Consider the following 18,450-nt stretch of genomic DNA (forward strand, 5'->3'; position numbering starts at 1 on the left):
TTATAAAACTAAATGGCAGATTTTCCTACCTTTTCAAACTGAGAAGCCTATCGGGCTCTCAGATTTTTAATGTCCTTCGATATCTACGCCATCTGCGAGCATTTGTTGTAGTTCTTCTACATGCAACAAAGCACACATTTTTTGTTTTACCATTCCGGCTAACCAAGGCCTTTGACCTGGCGTTGAACGCCATTTTACGTCATCTCGGTTTAATCGTTCTGTGCCAAATAGTTTCTCACAGCTTAAACCCCAGGCACTTTCGCCCAACATCACTAAGTATTTATACTCTGGCTCAAAGGGCTGATTTGGCATCACCCATTTAGCGGTATCAACAACACTTAGCTTTTCTTCGCGCTCAATCATAATGCCGGAAAACCAAGGTGGCTTACCAAACAAGGGGCTCACTTCGGAAATTCTGTGAATACCTCCAAGCTGAGTAAGAGGCACGCCGAATGTAACGCCTGCCACTTCAAAAAATAGCACCTGAAAGTCGTTATCCGTGTCAATATTTTGCCATTCTGCGGCAGTTGGTTCTTCTTGCGGAGCAAGGGATATTTCGGTTTCAACCGCAATGTCTTGCTCTGCTACCTGCTGCTCTAGTTCTTCAATCTTCTCTTCAACTTGAATCTCGGGTGCTTGTTCCGGCAACTCTTTAATCGGCAGCAATACCGGTTGCGCTTCTGCGACTGCAGCCACGCGCTGTTCAGCTTCAGCAAACAGCTCAGCTAAAGGCTTGGTTTGAGGTGCTAAACCTTGTTCGGCATTTGTTTGAGGTTCTGGTTTTAACTGAGGTAGTTTTTCTGGCTCTGGAGCCGGTTCACTTAATAATGAATCAAAGTAATCACCAAGGGCCTGTTCCATTAATTTGTCACTGTTCATAATAGCCCCTGCTCATCAGTCATTTGCTGCAAGTGTGCTAATAATGTTTGGTAAGCAAAAACACCGCGACAGTTCTTAATATGATAAGAAGGCGGAGTATGACGAAGACTGGCATCGCGAAACTTAGTGTCGATGGGGATAACTGAATTCCAAATATTTTTAGGGTAGGTTTCTTGTAGTTCTTTAAGCGCTGCCAATGACGCTCTGGTGCGCTTATCATACATAGTTGGAACCACGGTATAGCGCAAGGGAGCGGGACAAGAACGCTGCATAATAGCTAAGGTTTTAACCATGCGCTCCAAACCTTTAATCGCTAAAAACTCGGTTTGCACCGGCACTAACACTCTGTCACTGGCAGCTAAAGCGTTTACCATCATTACCCCCAGCACAGGTGGGCAATCAATCAGCACATAGTCATATTTATCTTCTACGCGAGATAAAATGCGTTTGAGTATTAGGCCCATTCCTTCACGTTGACCCAACACTTTATCTAAAGTCGCTAAAGCCATACTGGCCGGGATCAGGTCTAAATTGTCAAATGCTGTGGCTTGGATACTATGAGTAACCATCGCATCATCAATTTGGCTGTTTTGATAAAGCTCGTATAGGGTGCCTTGCACACTATCAACATCAAAACCCAAATAACTGGTTAACGAAGCATGCGGATCGGTATCTAACAACAGTACGCGTTTACCCTGCTGTGCCAACAAACCGGCAAGCGAAATTACCGTAGTGGTTTTACCTACGCCGCCTTTTTGATTGGCTACTGTCCAAACTTTCACTATTCTTCCTGCCTTGTTGTAAAACGTACCCCGCCGCCTTCTAAGGGCACAGCTAACATGGTTTCACTGTCTGGTTGTTTTGTAGGTTCATCTTCCGCTTTAACCGGTATTTCAGAGCTTACTTCTACCTTTGGCTGCCATAAAGTTTTTGCTAAGGCGATGACTACTCTACGGTTTTTTCGATTACTCATACTGGTTTCATCAGGAGCAAACTCCGCATAAGCTTCTAATGCCATTCTAGCAGGTGGTACTCCCCTAGTTTGCAGCTCTCTTAAGACACGTGTTGCTCGCGCCGCAGATAACTCCCAATTGCTAGGGTAAAGCTCACTATCAATACTGTTTTCATCAGTGTAACCACGAACTCGAATATAGTTATCAATTTGACTTAACTTTTCTGCTAACACATCAATAACCTGAGTTGCAGGTTTGAGTAAGTACGCACTGCCACTAGCAAAAAACAGTCGGCTATCCAGCTCTATAGTGAGCCACTGTTCATCATAACTTATTACTATATCGTCAGTTTTTAGAAAATCTTTAAACTCTGTTGCCAGTTGTTCAGCAAGCTGAATAAATCCTTCATTGTCACCATTACTTTGATCATGGCTAGTTGCTGGAGTAACTTCGACACGTTTAAAGACTTCCCCATCTAATATAGATTGCCCACCGAATAATATGCCCGCTTCTGATGAACCTTCAGACTCGATGGCAACAATAGCTTGATTTGAGACTTTATCGGTTTCGAAAAGTGAAATAGCGTGCTGCAAACTGGCTTGTAATTCGGGATACTCATTTTCATTAGCAATGGCCATAGCGTATAAAACGACAAACAAGGCAAACATCAGCGTCATATAATCAGCATAAGACACCAACCAGCGTTCGGTACTTGCGTTACGCTTTGCCTGCGTGGCGTAGCGATGGCGCATATTAGTGAAGTTCCGTATTAAAGCTATGCAAGCGCCTTTGCACTTCCATACTACTGGCGCCGTCGGCAATAGAAACTAAGCCGGCGAGAGTCATCTCTTGGTATATTGCTCGCTCTCCTGCTAGGGCACGGAGCTTATTGGCAATCGGCAAAAATACAAAGTTGGCAAAGCCCACCCCGTAAATGGTGGCAACAAATGCCACGGCAATTCCCTGACCTAATTGCTCGGGACTAGTTAAAAAGTCCATGGCTTGAATTAGCCCTAGTACCGCCCCGAGGATACCAACGGTTGGGCAATACCCTCCCATCGCTTCAAACACCCCAGCTTGTTTTTCTAAGCGGTTTTGCTCAAGATCAATTATGTCTTCTAATGACTGTTTTAACTGTTCGGTCTCGGCTCCGTCGATCAACATTTCTAAGCCCAATACACTAAAGGCATCGGCTTGTTGTCGGTGTTTTTCTAATACTAGGTAACCATCTTTACGAACGGTGTGAGACCAACTTAAAATTAATTGAGTTTGTTTTTTTACGTCAAGCTGTTGGTTTTGCCAAACTCGTGGAATGGATTTTATCGCTTGGACAAATTGAGAAGCGGGTGTTTGTAGCATAACAGCGCCAACCGTACCGCCTATAACGATGATAAAGGCGTGCAAATTAACTAGGTCTGAAAAGCTACCACCCGCTAAAGAATGACCAAAACCAACAGCAGAGAAGGCGATAAACACGCCAGCAATGCTTAGTTTATCCATTCCCTATTTCCGCTACAATCGCCTCACAAAAGCGATCAAGAGGGAGTTGCTCAGACGCCAAACCTGCACTAGCTACCGCTTGAGGCATACCGTACACCACACAACTAGCTTCATCTTGCGCCCAAATGGTAGAACCTTGTTCTTTCAGTAAACGCGCTCCGTCTCTGCCGTCGGCGCCCATACCAGTAAGAATCATCGCCAATACGTTAGACTGGTGACTCTTCGCTAATGAAGCAAAGGTAATATCAACACAAGGTTTGTAGTTTACTTTGTCGTTACCATCTATCACACGTAAACGACCGTAAGAGCCACGGCCTTCAACCAACATTTGCTTACCACCTGGCGCCAAATATGCGCAACCAGGACGTAATTCGTCGCCATCCTCAGCTTGTTTAACATTGATTCTCGACAAGCTATTTAATCGCTGAGCAAAGGCAGCAGTAAAGGTAGCCGGCATATGCTGAATTAATAAAATAGGTTTTGAAAAACCGGCTGGTATTTGGGTAAGAATAGTTTGTAACGCAACTGGGCCACCTGTTGATGTACCAATAGCCACCAACTTATAGCGCTTACCAGAAGGCTTAAAACGCGCAGCAGTGCGCTCTTTCGGCTGGGAAGCAGAAGCACTTGTAGAAGTTTTTACTGCAGGTCTTGTAGCAGAACCAGGTCGAACAGGAGCACTTGCTGTCGGGGCGCTAACACTTCTTCGTGCGCTAACGCGGCGGCGAGCAATTGCCTTTACTCGTTGCTGAAGCAGGCTAACGGCTTCTTCTCTATCTCGAGCAATGTCTTCAAACTTTTTAGGAATGAAATCTAGAGCACCGGCTTCTAGAGCATCAAGGGTGGCCTTTGCCCCTTCATGAGTTAGCGATGAGAACATAAGCACCGGAGTGGGATTCTTCGCCATAATTTCGCGAACGGCTGTAATACCGTCCATTACCGGCATTTCGATATCCATGGTCACTACATCGGGTTTAAGACGAGCGACCATGTCGATGGCTTCACGGCCATTTTTTGCGGTATCGACCACTTCTAATGAAGGGTCTGCGTTGATGATCTCGCTTACCCGGCGACGGAAAAAGCTCGAATCATCAACTACAAGTACTTTTATTGCCATGTTAGATTCTTCTTAAAGGCTAGGCTTACATCTTACGGGCGTAGCGTTTCAACAGGCTTGGGATATCAAGAATTAAAGCAATACGGCCATCACTAGTGATTGTGGCACCAGCCATACCTGGAGTACCTTGCAATAATTGGTCTAAGGCTTTGATCACCACTTCTTCTTGGCCAATCAGGTTATCAACCACAAAACCGACTTGTTGTGGGCCAATTTGTACGATAACCACGTGCCCTTGAGAGCTGCGCTCTCCAGATTGGCCATTTCTAATCAACCAGTCTTGCAAATAAAACAGCGGAATAGCCTTGTCGCGAACAATCACGGTTTCTTGACCATCAACTACGTTAGTTTTGGTAAGGTCAAGATGGAAGATTTCATTCACGCTAGTCAGTGGTAAAGCAAAAGTCTGCTTGCCAACGTCAACCATCAAGGTTGGCAAAATAGCCAAGGTTAGCGGTACTTTAATTTGTAGTGTAGTGCCCTGCCCCAATTGTGAGTCAATATCAACTGAACCATTTAGTTGGGTAATGCTGGTTTTCACCACATCCATGCCCACACCTCGACCAGAGATGTCTGAAATCTCTGTCTTGGTAGAGAAACCAGGGGCGAAAATAAGGCTATAAGCATCTTTATCTGGCATACGCGCAGCAGCATCTGCATCAAGCACACCGCGCTCGATCGCTATAGATTTTAGCTTATCGGCATTCATACCGGCGCCATCATCCTCGATTTTAAGCAAGATGTGATCACCTTCTTGTGAGGCTGATAAGCGAATAACACCAGTACGCGGTTTACCCGAAGCAACGCGATCGTCTGGCATTTCTATACCGTGATCAACCGAGTTTCGTACTAAGTGAACCAATGGATCAGCGAGAGCTTCAACTAAGTTTTTATCTAAGTCTGTATCTTCACCCACCAACTCAAGGTTAATGTCTTTCTTCAAGCTTCGGGCTAAATCTCGAACCACTCGAGGGAAACGGCCAAACACTTTTTTGATTGGCTGCATGCGGGTTTTCATTACCGCACCTTGCAGATCCGCAGTCACCACATCCAAGTTAGCGGTGGCTTTAGACATATCTTCATCGTTGCTATTAAGGCCCAAGCTTACTAAGCGGTTTCGCACCAGTACCAGCTCACCAACCATATTCATAATATCGTCAAGCGTGCGGGTATCTACGCGAACTGTCGTTTCACCTTGAGGCACAGCTTGCTTGGCTGGCGCTTTTGCAGGCTCTTGTTTGGCAGGAGCAGCCTTAGCAGCAGGCTTGGCCGGTGCTGCTGGTTTAGCAGGCACTTTGGGGCTAGCTTCAATTTTAGCGGCAGGCTTAGGTGTTGCTTTTGCCGGTGTCACCTTCGCGTCTGGGGCTTTACCAGCACCATGTAATTGGTCTAGCAGCTTCTCAAATTCGTCGTCGCCAATTTCATCACCGTTTGAGCTAGGTTTCGCTGCTGGGGCGACTGGCGCTGCAGGTTTACTAGCACTTGGAGCTTTTGAACCATGAAGTTCATCCAACAGTTTTTCAAATTCATCATCTGAAATATCACCATCGCTAGCGGCTTTTTGCACTGGTGCTGCGGGCGCAGGTTTTGGTGCGGCGTCAGGAGAAGGAGCCGCTGAGCCATGCAGCTCATCGAGCAAACGCTCAAACTCATCATCGGAAATTTCGTCAATATTGCCGGCATCGGCACTTGGCGCTGCAGTAACAGGCTCTGGCTCTGGCTCTGGCTCTGGCTCTGGCTCTGGCTCTGCAGCCACTTCGTCGGCGGACTCTGGTTGAGACAATTGATGCAAGCTGTCAATCAACTCAGGAGACGCAGGTGTTAAAGGCTCACGCGCCTGAACTTGAGCAAACATATCATTAACAGAATCTAGCGCTTCGAGAATTACATCCATTAGCTCAGGCGATACACCTCTTCCGCCATTGCGCAGGGTATCAAAAATATTCTCCGCACCATGACAAACATCAACCAACTCGGTTAATGACAAAAAGCCTGCCCCACCCTTAACGGTATGGAAGCCACGGAATATGGCATTTAACAAGTCACTGTCATCTGGACGTTTTTCTAAATCAACCAGCTGTTCAGACAGCTGCTCAAGGATCTCCGCCGCTTCTACGAGAAAGTCTTGTAAGATGTCTTCATCTACATCAAACGACATGCGCTACTCCCTTAAAATCCTAAACTAGACAATAAGTCATCAACATCATCTTGATCGTTAACAACGTCGTCCCTTTGCTCTTTATTTAATATTGGCCCTTCGGCTTCAATAGCAGATTTAGTCACTTTATTATTTTCTACTACTTCGACGTTTTCATTTCCAAACAAGGTAAGCATTTCAACCAAGCTTTCTTCCACCTCTTGCACCAAGGTGATTACCTTACGAATCATCTGACCGGTTAAATCTTGGAAATCTTGAGCCATCAATATTTCGGTTAACATGCTACGTAGTTTATCGGCATTTGCTGAAGAACTATTAAGGAAAATATCGATTTGGTGACATAGCGCCTTAAATTGGCCGATTTCAATTCTTCGTTCCATCAAACTTTGCCATATAGGCATGATACTGTTGATTTCGTTAGTTAATTGATCGGCAATTGGAAGGCCAGACTCTACTGCGTCCATGGTTTTATTGGCTGCTTGATCGGTCATCTCTATCACATAGTTTAACCGCTCTTTAGCGTCTGGTATTTCTTGATTAGCTAACTCGTTAATTCGAATATCGAGTTTAAATTCATTTAAAGAGTCATGAAGCTGACGAGTGAGCTGCCCAACCTTATCAAATAGCAGATTAGCTTTTGGAGCACAAAGCTCACTAACAAGTTGATTCGCCTCGGCGACATTTCCTTCTTCAAGTAGCGCAACCAAAGATTTGGCGTCGGCTAATGAAATAATCGGAGTATCTGTGCTCACGCATCTTCCTTTCTTATTGTAGTCTTTCGAAAATCTTATCTAGCTTCTCTTTTAGCGTGGCTGCAGTGAAAGGTTTAACAATATATCCATTTACGCCGGCTTGAGCAGCTTCAATGATCTGTTCACGTTTTGCTTCGGCAGTTACCATTAAAACAGGTAGGTGAGACAAACTTTCGTCGGCACGAATATTTTTCAATAGATCAATGCCTTCCATTCCAGGCATGTTCCAATCAGTTACCACAAATTCGAAATCGCCGCCTTTAAGCATAGGTAATGCGGTATTTCCGTCATCGGCTTCATGAGTATTGTTGAAACCAAGATCTCTAAGTAGGTTTTTAATAATCCTTCTCATCGTTGAAAAATCATCAACAACCAGAATTTTCATATTTTTATCCAAGGTACGTCCCCCAACAGGATGTTTTACAAGCCACTAATTAGGCCAAAAATTTATGTAATATAGATATTATGCCTTAATAAACACAATTTTAGTCCATCTTTTACAAGAAATGTAAGGATGAATTTCTCTATTGTGTCCAATCTCGCATTCGAGTTTTAACTCGAGCAAGCGCTTGACTATGAATTTGACTGACTCGGGACTCGCTTACGCTCAATACTTCACCAATTTCTTTTAGGTTAAGTTCTTCATCATAATAGAGGGACAAAACCAGTGCCTCTCTCTCTGGAAGGCCTTTAATGCACTCGGCAAGAGATTGCTGAAAGCGTTGGTTAGCAAAACCTTCAAAGGGTCGGTTTAGCTCTCGGCTTTCTTCACTTGATATAACGTCTTCACTGACACCTAGGTCGTCGATACCTAAAATGCGTCCGCAATTTACATCAGACAACATTGAATGGTATTCGCTCAGGCTTACCCCAAGCTTTGCTGCAACCTCGGCGTCTTTTGCGTCACCGTTTTTTTCTTTCTCAACCTCAGCGATTGCGTCACTGATGGCGCGGCTGTTTTTGTGCACCGAACGCGGCACCCAATCGCCTCGACGAATTTCGTCAAGCATAGAGCCACGAATGCGAATGCCGGCGTAGGTTTCGAAGCTGGCGCCTTTTGAACCATCAAAGTTACGCGCGGCTTCGATTAAGCCAATCATTCCTGATTGGATCAAGTCATCAACAATCACGCTAGCCGGAAGCCTAGCCATTAGGTGATGGGCTATCCGTTTGACCAAGTTTGCATGGCGCTCCACCAAAACATTAGTGTCATTAGCGCTGGCATAAGCGGCAACTTTATTCACTAAGCTGTTCTCTATTTTTACGTTGTCCAAATTCGAGAAGGTTCTCGATGAAAAATTCTAAATGTCCACCTGCTTGTTCAGGAATAGGCCAAGTAGAACCCTTGCTTGCTAACGAGCGAAACGCCAAAGATGCAGGAGACTTTGGATAGGCCTCTACCACTACTCGCTGCTTTCTCACGGCTAAGCGCACGTTATTGTCATAAGGAATACAAGATACTAGTTCGAGTGTAGCATCCAAGAAACGATCGGTTACTCGCGTAAGCTTAGCAAACAGCTCTTGGCCTTCGCGTAAACTTCGCACCATGTTTGCTACCACTTTAAATTTGTATACACCGTGCTGGTTTGAAAGCAGCTTTATTAGCGCATAAGCATCGGTAATAGAGGTTGGCTCATCACACACCACCACTAGAATGTCTTGAGAGGCTTTGGCAAAGCTTAACACCATGTCGGAGATACCCGCTGCGGTGTCAACCAGCAATACATCAATGGGTGTTTTCATGCTGCTAAAAGCACGAATAAGCCCAGCGTGTTCCGCAGGACTGAGCTCCACCATTGATTGAGTACCAGAAGTAGCCGGCGCGATTAAAATCCCATTAGGCCCTTTAACTAATACTTCATCTAAGGTGCACTCGCCGGACAAAACATGAGATAAGTTTTTGGTCACACGTAAACCAAGCAGCACATCTACATTTGCTAGGCCTAAGTCGGCATCTAGCACCATTACGCGCTTACCTTGCGCAGCCATGGCTATGCCCATGTTAAGAGTAACGTTAGTTTTACCTACGCCCCCTTTGCCGCCCGTTACAGCGATGACTTTTACATTGTTTTTTTGTTGCATCATTCTTAAGCCGCTAGCTTGGTCAAATTCATTGTCTTTAGAATACATCTGAAACCTTTTGTTGTTCGGTTTCACTAAACCAGAAATGTTGCTGGCTTTGCTTATCGATAACCGATAATGCTTGTTCAATTAGTTGGGTAGGCGCAGCTACCGCAATATCTTCAGGCACTTGTTGGCCGTGAGTAACGTAACTTATTGGTAAGGCATGGCGCAAGGTTACATTTAACACTTCGCCTAATGCCAAGCTTTCATCTAATTTGGTAAGTATGGTACCAGCTAAAGGAATTCGCTGAAATTGGTTCACAGTTTCTTCAATTACCCGACGCTGCGCATTGGCCGACATTACCAAGTAGTTGCGAATATTCACCCGGCTGTTTTTTACTAACTTATCTAATTGCTCGTGTAAGCGAAGATCACGTTGGCTCATGCCTGCGGTATCAATAAGCACTAATTTTTTGTCTTTAAACTGATAAAGCAACTGTGAAAGCTCTTCTTCATCGTTGGCGACTCGAACTGCACAGCCCATGATTTTGCCATAAGTGGCAAGTTGCTCATGGGCGCCAATACGGTAGGTGTCGGTAGTAATCATCGCCACACTTTCGGCGCCATGGCGCATCGCAAACTGTGCGGCTAACTTAGCAATGGTGGTAGTTTTGCCTACGCCTGTTGGGCCAAGCAAGGCAATTGCTCCACCCTTTAATAAAATCTCGTCCTGGCCAACCGGCAGTTGATTAACTAATAGTTCACGTAAATGCTGCCAACCTTCTTGAACACCCAGTTCTTCAGGGATATATCCAGCGATTTGGTCTGCCATATCTTCATCAAAACCAACTAGTTGCAATTGTTTAATTAACATCGCTCGCACCGGCTCTTGACGTTCAACTTCCTGCCACATTAATCCAGAGACTTGATGCTCAAGCAGTTTACGCATCGCAGCCATTTCTTTCTTAAGCTCGCCGACTTCGTTACCTGCTGCAGCGGATGCAGGGCTTGCTGGCTGGCCGCCAAGTGAGGTATTACTTGGTTTGCTGGATAAAGAGCCTTGCTGCGCCCAACCTTGTTGTTGAGCTAAAGAGCGTGGAGCTTGAACAGTGCGAGGTCGCTGTTGTTGCTGTTTTTGCTGAGACTGTTGCAAGTTTTCTTTCTGACGCTTTTGATGGCGCTGCATAAAGTTGGTTAGGTTATCTTTCAAACTGGCATTTTCGTCAAAATCATGACTAGGGTGCTGTTTTGTTGGCGCCTTTTTGGCTGTGCCAGCATTCATAGACGACAATTTGACGCTGTCTTCAGGCAATTCTCTATCGCTTTTAGACACAGCTTGTTTAGTACTGGAAGGTTCGACCGCAGCAACAATTTCTATGCCACCAGTCACCTTTTTGTTGGACATGATAACCGCATCACTGCCTAGTGTTTCCTTCACTTCGGCTAGTGCTGTTCGCATATCTTTTGCAAAAAAGCGTTTCATTTTCACTGTTCACCTTCCTTTTGCTAATCCGCTGAGGCTACTGCCCTACTGAACTCACAATTCGTATTTGTTTATCTTCTGGCACTTCTTGGTAAGACAGAACCCTTAATGCAGGCATTGCTGTTTTAACAAATCGAGACATACTTGAACGCAGTATGCCCGAGGTTAATAAGATAGCGGGTTGACCAGCCATTTCTTGGTTTTGACACGCCTCCGTTAATGATACTTGGAGTTTCTCTGCCAAACCTGGCTCCATACCTGCGCCATCGTTTCCTGCCGCTTGCATAGACTGATGCAATATCTGCTCCAAGTCTGGAGACAAGGTTATTACTGGTAGTTCGGCTTCGCTGCCAATCAACTCTTGAACGATCAAACGTTTTAAGGAAATACGACAGGCGGCGGTAAGAATATCGGGATCTTGGCTCTTAGGTCCATATTCAACCAAGGTTTGAACAATACTGCGAACGTCACGAATCGGCACGCCCTCATTCAATAGGTTTTGCAGTACCTTAACCACCGTAGACAGGGTCATCGTATCAGGCACTAAGCCTTCAACCAGTTTCGGTAGATTACCGCCTAGCATATCAAGTAGGTTTTGAACTTCTTCGTGACCCAGTAGGCTTGAGGCATTGTTAGTAAGAAGCTGACTTAAGTGGGTCGCTACAACCGTGGCCGAGTCAACAACGGTATAACCTAGGGTTTGCGCATGTTCACGCTGCTCAGTAGCCACCCAAGCGGCTTCTAGGCCAAAGGCTGGATCGGTAGTAGCTTGGCCTTCAATTTTACCAAATACCTGACCAGGGTTAATCGCCATTTCTCGATCGTGGAATACTTCCGACTCACCGTAAGTCACGCCCATTAAGGTTATCCGATACTGGTTAGGACCTAAATCTAGGTTATCTCGAATATGCACGGCAGGCACAAGAAAACCTAAATCTTGAGATAGCTTCTTACGTACGCCTTTAATACGCGCCAATAATTCGCCACCTTGAGATTTATCCACCAATGGGATTAGACGATAGCCCACTTCAAGACCAATCACATCAACCGGTTGAACATCATCCCAACCTAACTCTTTTGGCTCACTGCTTACATTAGAACTCGAGGAAGCTGGCTGTAATGCTGTCTCGGAAGCTTTTTTAGCATCGCCTTTATGGCGCATCCACGCAGCGCCTAAACATACCGCTGCACAGGTCAAAAAGGCCAAATGAGGCATACCAGGAACAATGCCCATAATGAAAAGAATCGAGCCACAAATAATCATTACCCGTGGATCTTTGAACATTTGCATGCTCACTTGCTCGCCCATATCCGCTTCGGTATTTTGGCGAGTAACCACTAAGGCAGCTGCAATAGACAACAGTAAAGACGGGATTTGCGCTACGAGGCCGTCACCAATGGTTAATAGGGTGTACACCTCTGCAGCTTGGGCGAAGCTTAAGTCATGCTGCGCCACACCAATAATAAAACCACCCAAAATGTTGATGAAAAGAATTAAAATACCAGCTATGGCATCACCTTTCACGAACTTACTGGCACCGTCCATTGAACCGTAAAAGTCAGCTTCATTGGTTACGTCGGCGCGGCGCTCTCGGGCTTGTTCTTGATCGATAATGCCAGCATTTAAATCTGCATCAATCGCCATTTGCTTACCTGGCATAGCATCTAAGGTAAAACGGGCACTTACTTCTGCGATACGGCCAGCACCTTTTGTTACCACTACAAAGTTGATAATCATTAAAATCAGGAATACCACCAAACCAACAGCATAGTTCCCGCCAATAACCACCGAACCAAAAGCTTCAATGACATTACCTGCAGCATTTCCACCATTATGTCCTTCTAATAAAACGACACGGGTAGAGGCAACATTTAAGGCTAAGCGTAATAAAGTAGCAATTAGCAGCACGGTAGGAAATACCGCGAAATCCAGCGGACGTTTGGTATAAACAGCAACCAACAACACCACTAAAGCAAGCGAGATATTGAAAGCAAACAGAATATCCAATAGCCATGCGGCCATCGGCAACACCACCATGCCTAAAGTAGCTAGCACTACCATAGGCGTGCCAAAGCCCTTTATAACGTTGATATCAACTTTTTTTAGATCTTGAAGCTTAAAGCTGGTGAGGCGATTGATGATTTCCATAAATGACGAAATACTGACTTCCTAACAACTGATGGAACAAGAAAAGCAATAACTGAGCCAACCACATGAAACGCACTAATGAAGTGCTGAAACTGAGTCTAATATCTCAAGTCATCTGGAATAGGAAGATCATCAACAACCGGTTTAGGACGTTTACCTTTACCTTTGCGGTATTGCTCAAGCTGGAAAACAAAGGCAAGTACTTGGGCCACTGCGACGTACAGCCCCTCTGGAATATCGTGGCCAAGCTTAGTGGTGTGATACAAGGAACGAGTTAACGCAGGCGCTTGCATCAGGGGAACATCATAGTGACGCGCAATTTCGCGAATTTTCATGGCTACTTCATCTACCCCTTTAGCCACTACTTTTGGCGCCCCACTGCCGTTACTGTCATATTTTAGCGCAACTGAAAAGTGTGTCGGGTTAGTAACAACTACATCGGCCTGAGGCACGTCGGCCATCATCCGGCGAGCAGCCATTTCCATTTGTAAACGGCGGATGCGCCCTTTTACTTCAGGGCTACCCTCCATGTTCTTGTGCTCGTCTTTCACTTCCTGCTTAGACATTTTAAGCTGCTTGTTGTGATTCCAGATTTGGTAAGGCACATCAATAATCACAATAATAATTAAGCTACAAACTAAGGCTAACAACATCCATTGCAACATATCCAAAGCATTAACAATAGAGCCAGGAATAGACTGCATGCTAAGCGTAAGAATCTCAGCAAACTTCCATTGAAGTACAAACCACACTACTCCAGCAATAACCGCCACTTTGGCAATGCTTTTAATAAACTCAACAAAAGCTTGAAGGCCTAGCATCCGTTTGAAGCCTTGAATGGGTGACATTTTACTGGCTTTTGGCCTTGCCGCTTCCCAGCTAAATGGCATGCCTCCTAATAGGGTATTGCCAATCAGCGCAGCTAAAGTAATAAACCCCATGATCCATATAAGTGGTTTAAACAATAGCCAGCCCATAATGCCTAAGTTTTTTAGCATGAGGTTTACGTCAAAAACTTCGTCTCGACTCATCACAAAAGCGGTTTGGAAAACCTTGACCATCGATTCAGCCAGCATTCCGCCAAATGCCATGATGGCTAAGGCTGCACTTATGAGTACTGCAGCGGTGCCTAACTCTTTAGAACGGGCTACTTGCCCTTTATTACGGGCGTCTTCGAGTTTTTTCCCTGTGGGGTCTTCGGTTTTTTCTTGATCGTCGTCTGCCATAGTAAATAGGCCCTTGGTTTAACAACCAATCAGCAGCATGTCACATGCCAAGCTGCGGCCAACCTCCCACTGACGTTGAAAATGCGCCAAAAACCCACCAATGGTGAGCCAAAGAATGAATAAACCAAACAACATACTTACCGCAAAACCAATACTAAAAATATTTAGCTGTGGAGCTGCTCGCGTCATAATACCGAAAGAAAAGTTTACCAGTAACATTGCAACCACAGAGGATATAGATAGCGCTAAAGCAGCCAAAAATAACTGCGAATACCACCCGGCCAGCAATTGATAATCTAAGCTACTTAAGCCGTTCATCCCCACCGGTAGCGTTTCAAAACTCATGGCGATTAAGGTAATTAACTGTAAATGGCCGTCGATGGCTAAGAACAATAAGGTTGCTAAGAGTAAATAGAATTGACCAACAACCGGAGTACTTTGGCCGTTATTTGGATCAACCATGGACGCAAAACCTAAGCTGGTTTGCATCGCAATAATTTGTCCTCCTACCACAAACGTTTGCATCAACAGTTGTGAAATAAACCCAATGGCAGCGCCAATTAGTACCTGCTGCAAAATGACGATAATGGCTTGAAAAGAGAAAACTTCTATTCCTGTTACTTCCGGCAGAATAGGTACTAATGCAAAAGTGATGGCCAAAGCGAGTAACAACCTCACTCGGGTTGGAACTGATTTACCACCAAAACTCGCCAACACCATTAACATGGCCGCGACTCGGGTTAAGGCCCATAAATATTGGCCAATCCAAGCAATAACCACATTGGCGGGAAACTCCATTAGCCAACAACCTGAGGAATCATGTCCACCATAATGAAGAACAGTTCCATTAGTTTCTCGGTAAACCAATGGCCAGCTACGATTAAAGAACCAAGAGTAACTAATAGGCGGGGCAAAAAGCTTAAAGTTTGTTCGTTAATTGAGGTTGCGGCTTGAAAAATAGCGACCATTAAGCCAACTAATAAACTAGGAATAATTGCAGCCGACACCAACAGCATCACTTGGCCTAAGGCAAGGCGAAATACATCCACAAAGACTTCCGGTTCCATCTATAGGCTCCTACGTCTATATGCCAAAACTATTTGCAAGTGTGCCCATCACCAAGCTCCAACCGTCTACTAACACAAACAGCATTAGCTTAAATGGCAAAGATACAATCATTGGTGACAACATCATCATACCCATTGCCATTAAGATACTGGCAACCACTAAGTCGATAACCAAGAAGGGAATGAACAACATGAAGCCAATTTGGAAAGCGGTTTTAAGCTCAGAGGTAATAAAGGCGGGAATAAGTACATTAAAAGGTACCTCTTCCGGCGACCCCACTTCCACTTTGGCAATTTTAACAAAAGTTTCCAAATCCGTTAATCGGGTTTGCGCCAACATAAACTCTTTGAGCGGCTCTTTGGCTTTTTCGAAAGCCTGCATCGAAGTAAGGTCTTCACTTAAATATGGCTGAACTGCCTGAGTGTTCACTTCATCGATTACCGGCGACATAATGAAAAAGGTCAAGAATAAGGCAATGCCAATAATCACTTGATTTGATGGGCTTTGTTGTAAGCCCATGGCTTGCCTTAAGATAGACATCACCACCACAATTCGGGTGAAGGATGTCATCATAATCACCAGAGCAGGCAAAAATGACAGTGCCGTCATCAAGGCCAATACTTGCAAGGTGACCGAATACTCTTGTCCACCATCTGGGTTGGTGGTCATGGTGATAGCCGGCAAAATACCTTCTTGAGCAAAACTTGGTGCAACAACCCCAAGTAACAAACTTAGGCAAATAAACAGCTTACTTTTCATTTTTAGCCAACAATCCTTGTAACTGTTTGGTGAATGAGCCGCTCATCTTATTTGGCTTGGCAACAATAGGTTTATCCAGCTTATCCAAAAGATTTATTGATTGAGCAGTAACGCCAATTAAGTATTGCTGTTCACCAATTTCTACCACCATCACACGCTCTCGTGTACCTAAAGCTAAGTTAGTTACCACTTTAGATTGACCGCCAGCAAACTGACTAAGCCGAGTCTTCTTTAGTACCCACGCACAAACAAAAATAGTCACTAAGACTAGGGCTAAAGACATCACCCACGAAAGCAGTTCAACTTGGCTATTGGGAGGAGAAGTAGTTTCTTGTTCAGCTAAAACTGGCAAACTGATGCCAGCTGCAATGATTAATGCAAGGAGTCGTTGCATTACTTGAGCTTTTTAATGCGTTCGGTTTGGCTAATAACGTCAGTAAGGCGAATACCAAACTTATCGTTTACTACTACCACTTCACCGTGCGCAATCAAAGTTCCGTTTACCAGTACATCTAATGGCTCACCGGCAACCCTATCTAGTTCTACCACCGAACCTTGGTTAAGTTGTAACAGGTTGCGAATGCTAATATTGCTGCGGCCTACTTCCATGGAAATAGTCACAGGAATGTCCATAATCGAATCAAGCTTACGCTGCTCTTCTTCCGAGATAGGCTTTGATTCGTCTACGAAGTCTTCAAGTGGCGCTGGCTCAGCTTCGGCCATTGCTGCTGCCCACTCATCAGCCATATCATCTTGATCACTCATACTTTTTCCTTATTTCTTACTCTTCGCCCGGAATCGTACGGCGGCTGCTCACCACCATTTCGAGGTCACTTTTCACAGTGTCTGGGCGCTTCAACTGAGTATCAATTTTCAGTGCCATTTTTTCATTTTGTCTACCGAGTTTAACTCGGTAACTCGGTAAATCTTCTACATATAACATAGCAGTTTCAGGCATCTCGACCGGTATAATATCACCCGCCTTTAGATCCATTAACTGACGCAAAGTAACATCAGTTTCTAACAATTTGGTATGCAGACCTACTGGCACATCCATGATTTCATCACTCAGTGCAGAACTCCAACGCTGATCGGTGTCTTGTTTATCACTTTGTACACCGGCATCTAATAGCTCTCGAATCGGCTCCAACATTGAATACGGCATAGATATGTGGAAATCACCACCGCCGCCATCCAGCTCAATATGAAATGAACTAACAACAATCACTTCTGTGGGGCTCACGATATTGGCCATTGCAGGGTTTACTTCTGAGTCCAAATAATCAAAGCCTACATCCATCACTGGTGCCCAAGCTTCTACATAGTCTTCAAAAATAATCTTAAGCAGCATTTGAATAATGCGGCGCTCGGTAGGTGTAAACTCGCGACCTTCAATTTTAGCATGGTAGCGACCGTCTCCACCGAAGAAGTTCTCAACCAAAATGAACACCAAACGCGCTTCCATGGTCACTAAGGCAGTACCTTTTAAAGGTCGAAAACGAACCATGTTTAAACTGGTAGGAACAAATAGCGTGTGAACATATTCGCCAAATTTAATCATTTGCACGCCGTTAATCGAGACTTCCGCCGTGCGGCGCATCATATTAAATAGGCTAATTCGCATATGCCTAGCAAATCGCTCATTAACCAACTCAAGGGTTGGCATTCGTCCACGAACGATTCGATCTTGAGAAGAGAAGTCAAACTCCACAACACTGCCAGACATTTCCGGCTCTATGATGTCCTCTTCTATGTCATCAACACCATGTAATAGCGCATCGATTTCGTCTTGGCTTAATAAATCGCTCACGTTGGTCCTTTATTGCATTACAAAGCCGGTGAATAGAATTTTTTCTACCACTACTTTACCGGTTATCTCTTTTAATGCTTTTTGTGTCTCAATTAGCGAGTTTTCGCGAATTTTGTCTTTGCCTTCTTGAGTGGATAAGTCTTCTACAGTTGCAGAGCTAAATACACTCAATAAGGTCCCTTCAATCAATGGAATATGCAGCTTTGCGGCTTCTTCATTGACAGTACCACGAACCAATAATTGTACTTTAATTTGTACTAAGCGATCTCGGTGGTCGCCCACAATATTAAATACAAATGGTCTTGGCATGCCTACATATAAGGCAGTATGAGTGACTGAAGAAGTTGCTTCTTCTGCTGGTTCGGCTGCTGCCGGTGCTTCATCAGAACCGCTACCCATTAACAAAAAGCCAACTACACCACCAATCACCAATACGGCTACAATAGCGATGATGATAATCAGCTTCTTTTTACTGCCACCTTCATCATCTTCTACTTTTAATTCTGATTCTTCAGCCATCTACGCTTCCATG

At 44.7% G+C, this 18,450-nt stretch carries 20 protein-coding genes; all 20 read right to left on the reverse strand.

Features of this window, described 5'->3' with window-relative positions:
• Positions 1–66: 66 nt before the first annotated feature.
• Positions 67–879: a chemotaxis protein CheW gene (locus K5609_RS13515; RefSeq protein ID WP_221074120.1), complete on the reverse strand. Its 813-nt coding sequence runs from the start codon at positions 877–879 to the stop codon at positions 67–69.
• Positions 876–1,661: a ParA family protein gene (locus K5609_RS13520; protein ID WP_221074121.1), complete on the reverse strand. Its 786-nt coding sequence runs from the start codon at positions 1,659–1,661 to the stop codon at positions 876–878. Before K5609_RS13520 ends, K5609_RS13515 begins: the two co-directional genes overlap by 4 nt.
• The gene (locus K5609_RS13525; RefSeq protein WP_221074122.1) at positions 1,661–2,584 is read right to left on the reverse strand and encodes a flagellar motor protein MotB; all 924 of its coding nucleotides are present in this window, start codon (positions 2,582–2,584) and stop codon (positions 1,661–1,663) included. Before K5609_RS13525 ends, K5609_RS13520 begins: the two co-directional genes overlap by 1 nt.
• A 1-nt stretch (position 2,585) precedes the next feature.
• Positions 2,586–3,332 (reverse strand): flagellar motor protein, encoded by a 747-nt coding sequence (locus K5609_RS13530; protein WP_221074123.1) that lies wholly within the window; start codon positions 3,330–3,332, stop codon positions 2,586–2,588.
• Positions 3,325–4,449, reverse strand: a complete 1,125-nt coding sequence (locus tag K5609_RS13535; RefSeq protein ID WP_221074124.1) for a protein-glutamate methylesterase/protein-glutamine glutaminase — start codon at positions 4,447–4,449, stop codon at positions 3,325–3,327. The genes K5609_RS13530 and K5609_RS13535 overlap by 8 nt, the downstream gene beginning before the upstream one ends.
• A 25-nt stretch (positions 4,450–4,474) precedes the next feature.
• Complete coding sequence (locus tag K5609_RS13540) at positions 4,475–6,607, reverse strand: chemotaxis protein CheA (RefSeq protein WP_221074125.1); 2,133 nt, start codon at positions 6,605–6,607, stop codon at positions 4,475–4,477.
• A gap of 11 nt (positions 6,608–6,618) precedes the next feature.
• Positions 6,619–7,359, reverse strand: coding sequence for a protein phosphatase CheZ (locus K5609_RS13545; protein WP_221074126.1), 741 nt, complete (start codon positions 7,357–7,359; stop codon positions 6,619–6,621).
• Between the two features lie 13 nt (positions 7,360–7,372).
• Positions 7,373–7,756, reverse strand: coding sequence for a chemotaxis response regulator CheY (gene cheY / locus K5609_RS13550; RefSeq protein ID WP_084681816.1), 384 nt, complete (start codon positions 7,754–7,756; stop codon positions 7,373–7,375).
• A gap of 127 nt (positions 7,757–7,883) precedes the next feature.
• A complete protein-coding gene (locus tag K5609_RS13555; RefSeq protein WP_016401698.1) occupies positions 7,884–8,603 on the reverse strand; it encodes an RNA polymerase sigma factor FliA in 720 nt (239 codons plus the stop codon).
• Complete coding sequence (locus K5609_RS13560) at positions 8,596–9,489, reverse strand: MinD/ParA family protein (RefSeq protein ID WP_281423322.1); 894 nt, start codon at positions 9,487–9,489, stop codon at positions 8,596–8,598. The genes K5609_RS13555 and K5609_RS13560 overlap by 8 nt, the downstream gene beginning before the upstream one ends.
• A complete protein-coding gene (gene flhF, locus K5609_RS13565) occupies positions 9,479–10,906 on the reverse strand; it encodes a flagellar biosynthesis GTPase FlhF (RefSeq protein WP_246611854.1) in 1,428 nt (475 codons plus the stop codon). Before flhF ends, K5609_RS13560 begins: the two co-directional genes overlap by 11 nt.
• Before the next feature lie 37 nt (positions 10,907–10,943).
• Positions 10,944–13,055: a flagellar biosynthesis protein FlhA gene (gene flhA, locus K5609_RS13570; RefSeq protein WP_221074128.1), complete on the reverse strand. Its 2,112-nt coding sequence runs from the start codon at positions 13,053–13,055 to the stop codon at positions 10,944–10,946.
• 98 nt (positions 13,056–13,153) lie between these two features.
• Entirely contained in the window at positions 13,154–14,281 is a 1,128-nt protein-coding gene (gene flhB / locus K5609_RS13575; protein ID WP_221074129.1) for a flagellar biosynthesis protein FlhB, read from the reverse strand.
• Positions 14,282–14,299: 18 nt separating this feature from the next.
• Entirely contained in the window at positions 14,300–15,079 is a 780-nt protein-coding gene (fliR, locus tag K5609_RS13580; protein ID WP_221074130.1) for a flagellar biosynthetic protein FliR, read from the reverse strand.
• On the reverse strand, positions 15,079–15,348 hold the full coding sequence (locus tag K5609_RS13585; protein ID WP_221074131.1) for a flagellar biosynthetic protein FliQ: 270 nt from the start codon (positions 15,346–15,348) through the stop codon (positions 15,079–15,081). Before K5609_RS13585 ends, fliR begins: the two co-directional genes overlap by 1 nt.
• A gap of 16 nt (positions 15,349–15,364) precedes the next feature.
• Entirely contained in the window at positions 15,365–16,108 is a 744-nt protein-coding gene (fliP, locus tag K5609_RS13590) for a flagellar type III secretion system pore protein FliP (RefSeq protein ID WP_221074132.1), read from the reverse strand.
• On the reverse strand, positions 16,098–16,502 hold the full coding sequence (fliO, locus tag K5609_RS13595; protein WP_221074133.1) for a flagellar biosynthetic protein FliO: 405 nt from the start codon (positions 16,500–16,502) through the stop codon (positions 16,098–16,100). The genes fliP and fliO overlap by 11 nt, the downstream gene beginning before the upstream one ends.
• A complete protein-coding gene (gene fliN / locus K5609_RS13600) occupies positions 16,502–16,873 on the reverse strand; it encodes a flagellar motor switch protein FliN (protein WP_221074134.1) in 372 nt (123 codons plus the stop codon). The genes fliO and fliN overlap by 1 nt, the downstream gene beginning before the upstream one ends.
• 16 nt (positions 16,874–16,889) lie before the next feature.
• Positions 16,890–17,918 carry a flagellar motor switch protein FliM gene (fliM, locus tag K5609_RS13605; RefSeq protein WP_221074135.1) on the reverse strand — a complete coding sequence of 343 codons (1,029 nt, stop codon included), beginning with the start codon at positions 17,916–17,918 and terminating at the stop codon, positions 16,890–16,892.
• Positions 17,919–17,927: 9 nt separating this feature from the next.
• Complete coding sequence (fliL, locus tag K5609_RS13610; protein WP_221074136.1) at positions 17,928–18,437, reverse strand: flagellar basal body-associated protein FliL; 510 nt, start codon at positions 18,435–18,437, stop codon at positions 17,928–17,930.
• Positions 18,438–18,450: the final 13 nt, after the last annotated feature.

It is taken from the genome of Agarivorans aestuarii (genome assembly GCF_019670125.1).
Lineage (GTDB): Bacteria > Pseudomonadota > Gammaproteobacteria > Enterobacterales > Celerinatantimonadaceae > Agarivorans > Agarivorans aestuarii.

Excerpts from the sequence above, each read along its gene's own strand:
- K5609_RS13515 (WP_221074120.1), bottom strand. The coding sequence starts at position 879 with ATGAACAGTGACAAATTAATGGAACAGGCCCTTGGTGATTACTTTGAT.
- K5609_RS13525 (WP_221074122.1), bottom strand. The coding sequence starts at position 2,584 with ATGCGCCATCGCTACGCCACGCAGGCAAAGCGTAACGCAAGTACCGAA.
- K5609_RS13530 (WP_221074123.1), bottom strand. The coding sequence starts at position 3,332 with ATGGATAAACTAAGCATTGCTGGCGTGTTTATCGCCTTCTCTGCTGTT.
- K5609_RS13535 (WP_221074124.1), bottom strand. The coding sequence starts at position 4,449 with ATGGCAATAAAAGTACTTGTAGTTGATGATTCGAGCTTTTTCCGTCGC.
- K5609_RS13540 (WP_221074125.1), bottom strand. The coding sequence starts at position 6,607 with ATGTCGTTTGATGTAGATGAAGACATCTTACAAGACTTTCTCGTAGAA.
- K5609_RS13560 (WP_281423322.1), bottom strand. The coding sequence starts at position 9,489 with ATGTATTCTAAAGACAATGAATTTGACCAAGCTAGCGGCTTAAGAATG.
- flhF (WP_246611854.1), bottom strand. The coding sequence starts at position 10,906 with ATGAAACGCTTTTTTGCAAAAGATATGCGAACAGCACTAGCCGAAGTG.
- flhA (WP_221074128.1), bottom strand. The coding sequence starts at position 13,055 with ATGGAAATCATCAATCGCCTCACCAGCTTTAAGCTTCAAGATCTAAAA.
- flhB (WP_221074129.1), bottom strand. The coding sequence starts at position 14,281 with ATGGCAGACGACGATCAAGAAAAAACCGAAGACCCCACAGGGAAAAAA.
- fliR (WP_221074130.1), bottom strand. The coding sequence starts at position 15,079 with ATGGAGTTTCCCGCCAATGTGGTTATTGCTTGGATTGGCCAATATTTA.
- K5609_RS13585 (WP_221074131.1), bottom strand. The coding sequence starts at position 15,348 with ATGGAACCGGAAGTCTTTGTGGATGTATTTCGCCTTGCCTTAGGCCAA.
- fliP (WP_221074132.1), bottom strand. The coding sequence starts at position 16,108 with ATGAAAAGTAAGCTGTTTATTTGCCTAAGTTTGTTACTTGGGGTTGTT.
- fliO (WP_221074133.1), bottom strand. The coding sequence starts at position 16,502 with ATGCAACGACTCCTTGCATTAATCATTGCAGCTGGCATCAGTTTGCCA.
- fliN (WP_221074134.1), bottom strand. The coding sequence starts at position 16,873 with ATGAGTGATCAAGATGATATGGCTGATGAGTGGGCAGCAGCAATGGCC.
- fliL (WP_221074136.1), bottom strand. The coding sequence starts at position 18,437 with ATGGCTGAAGAATCAGAATTAAAAGTAGAAGATGATGAAGGTGGCAGT.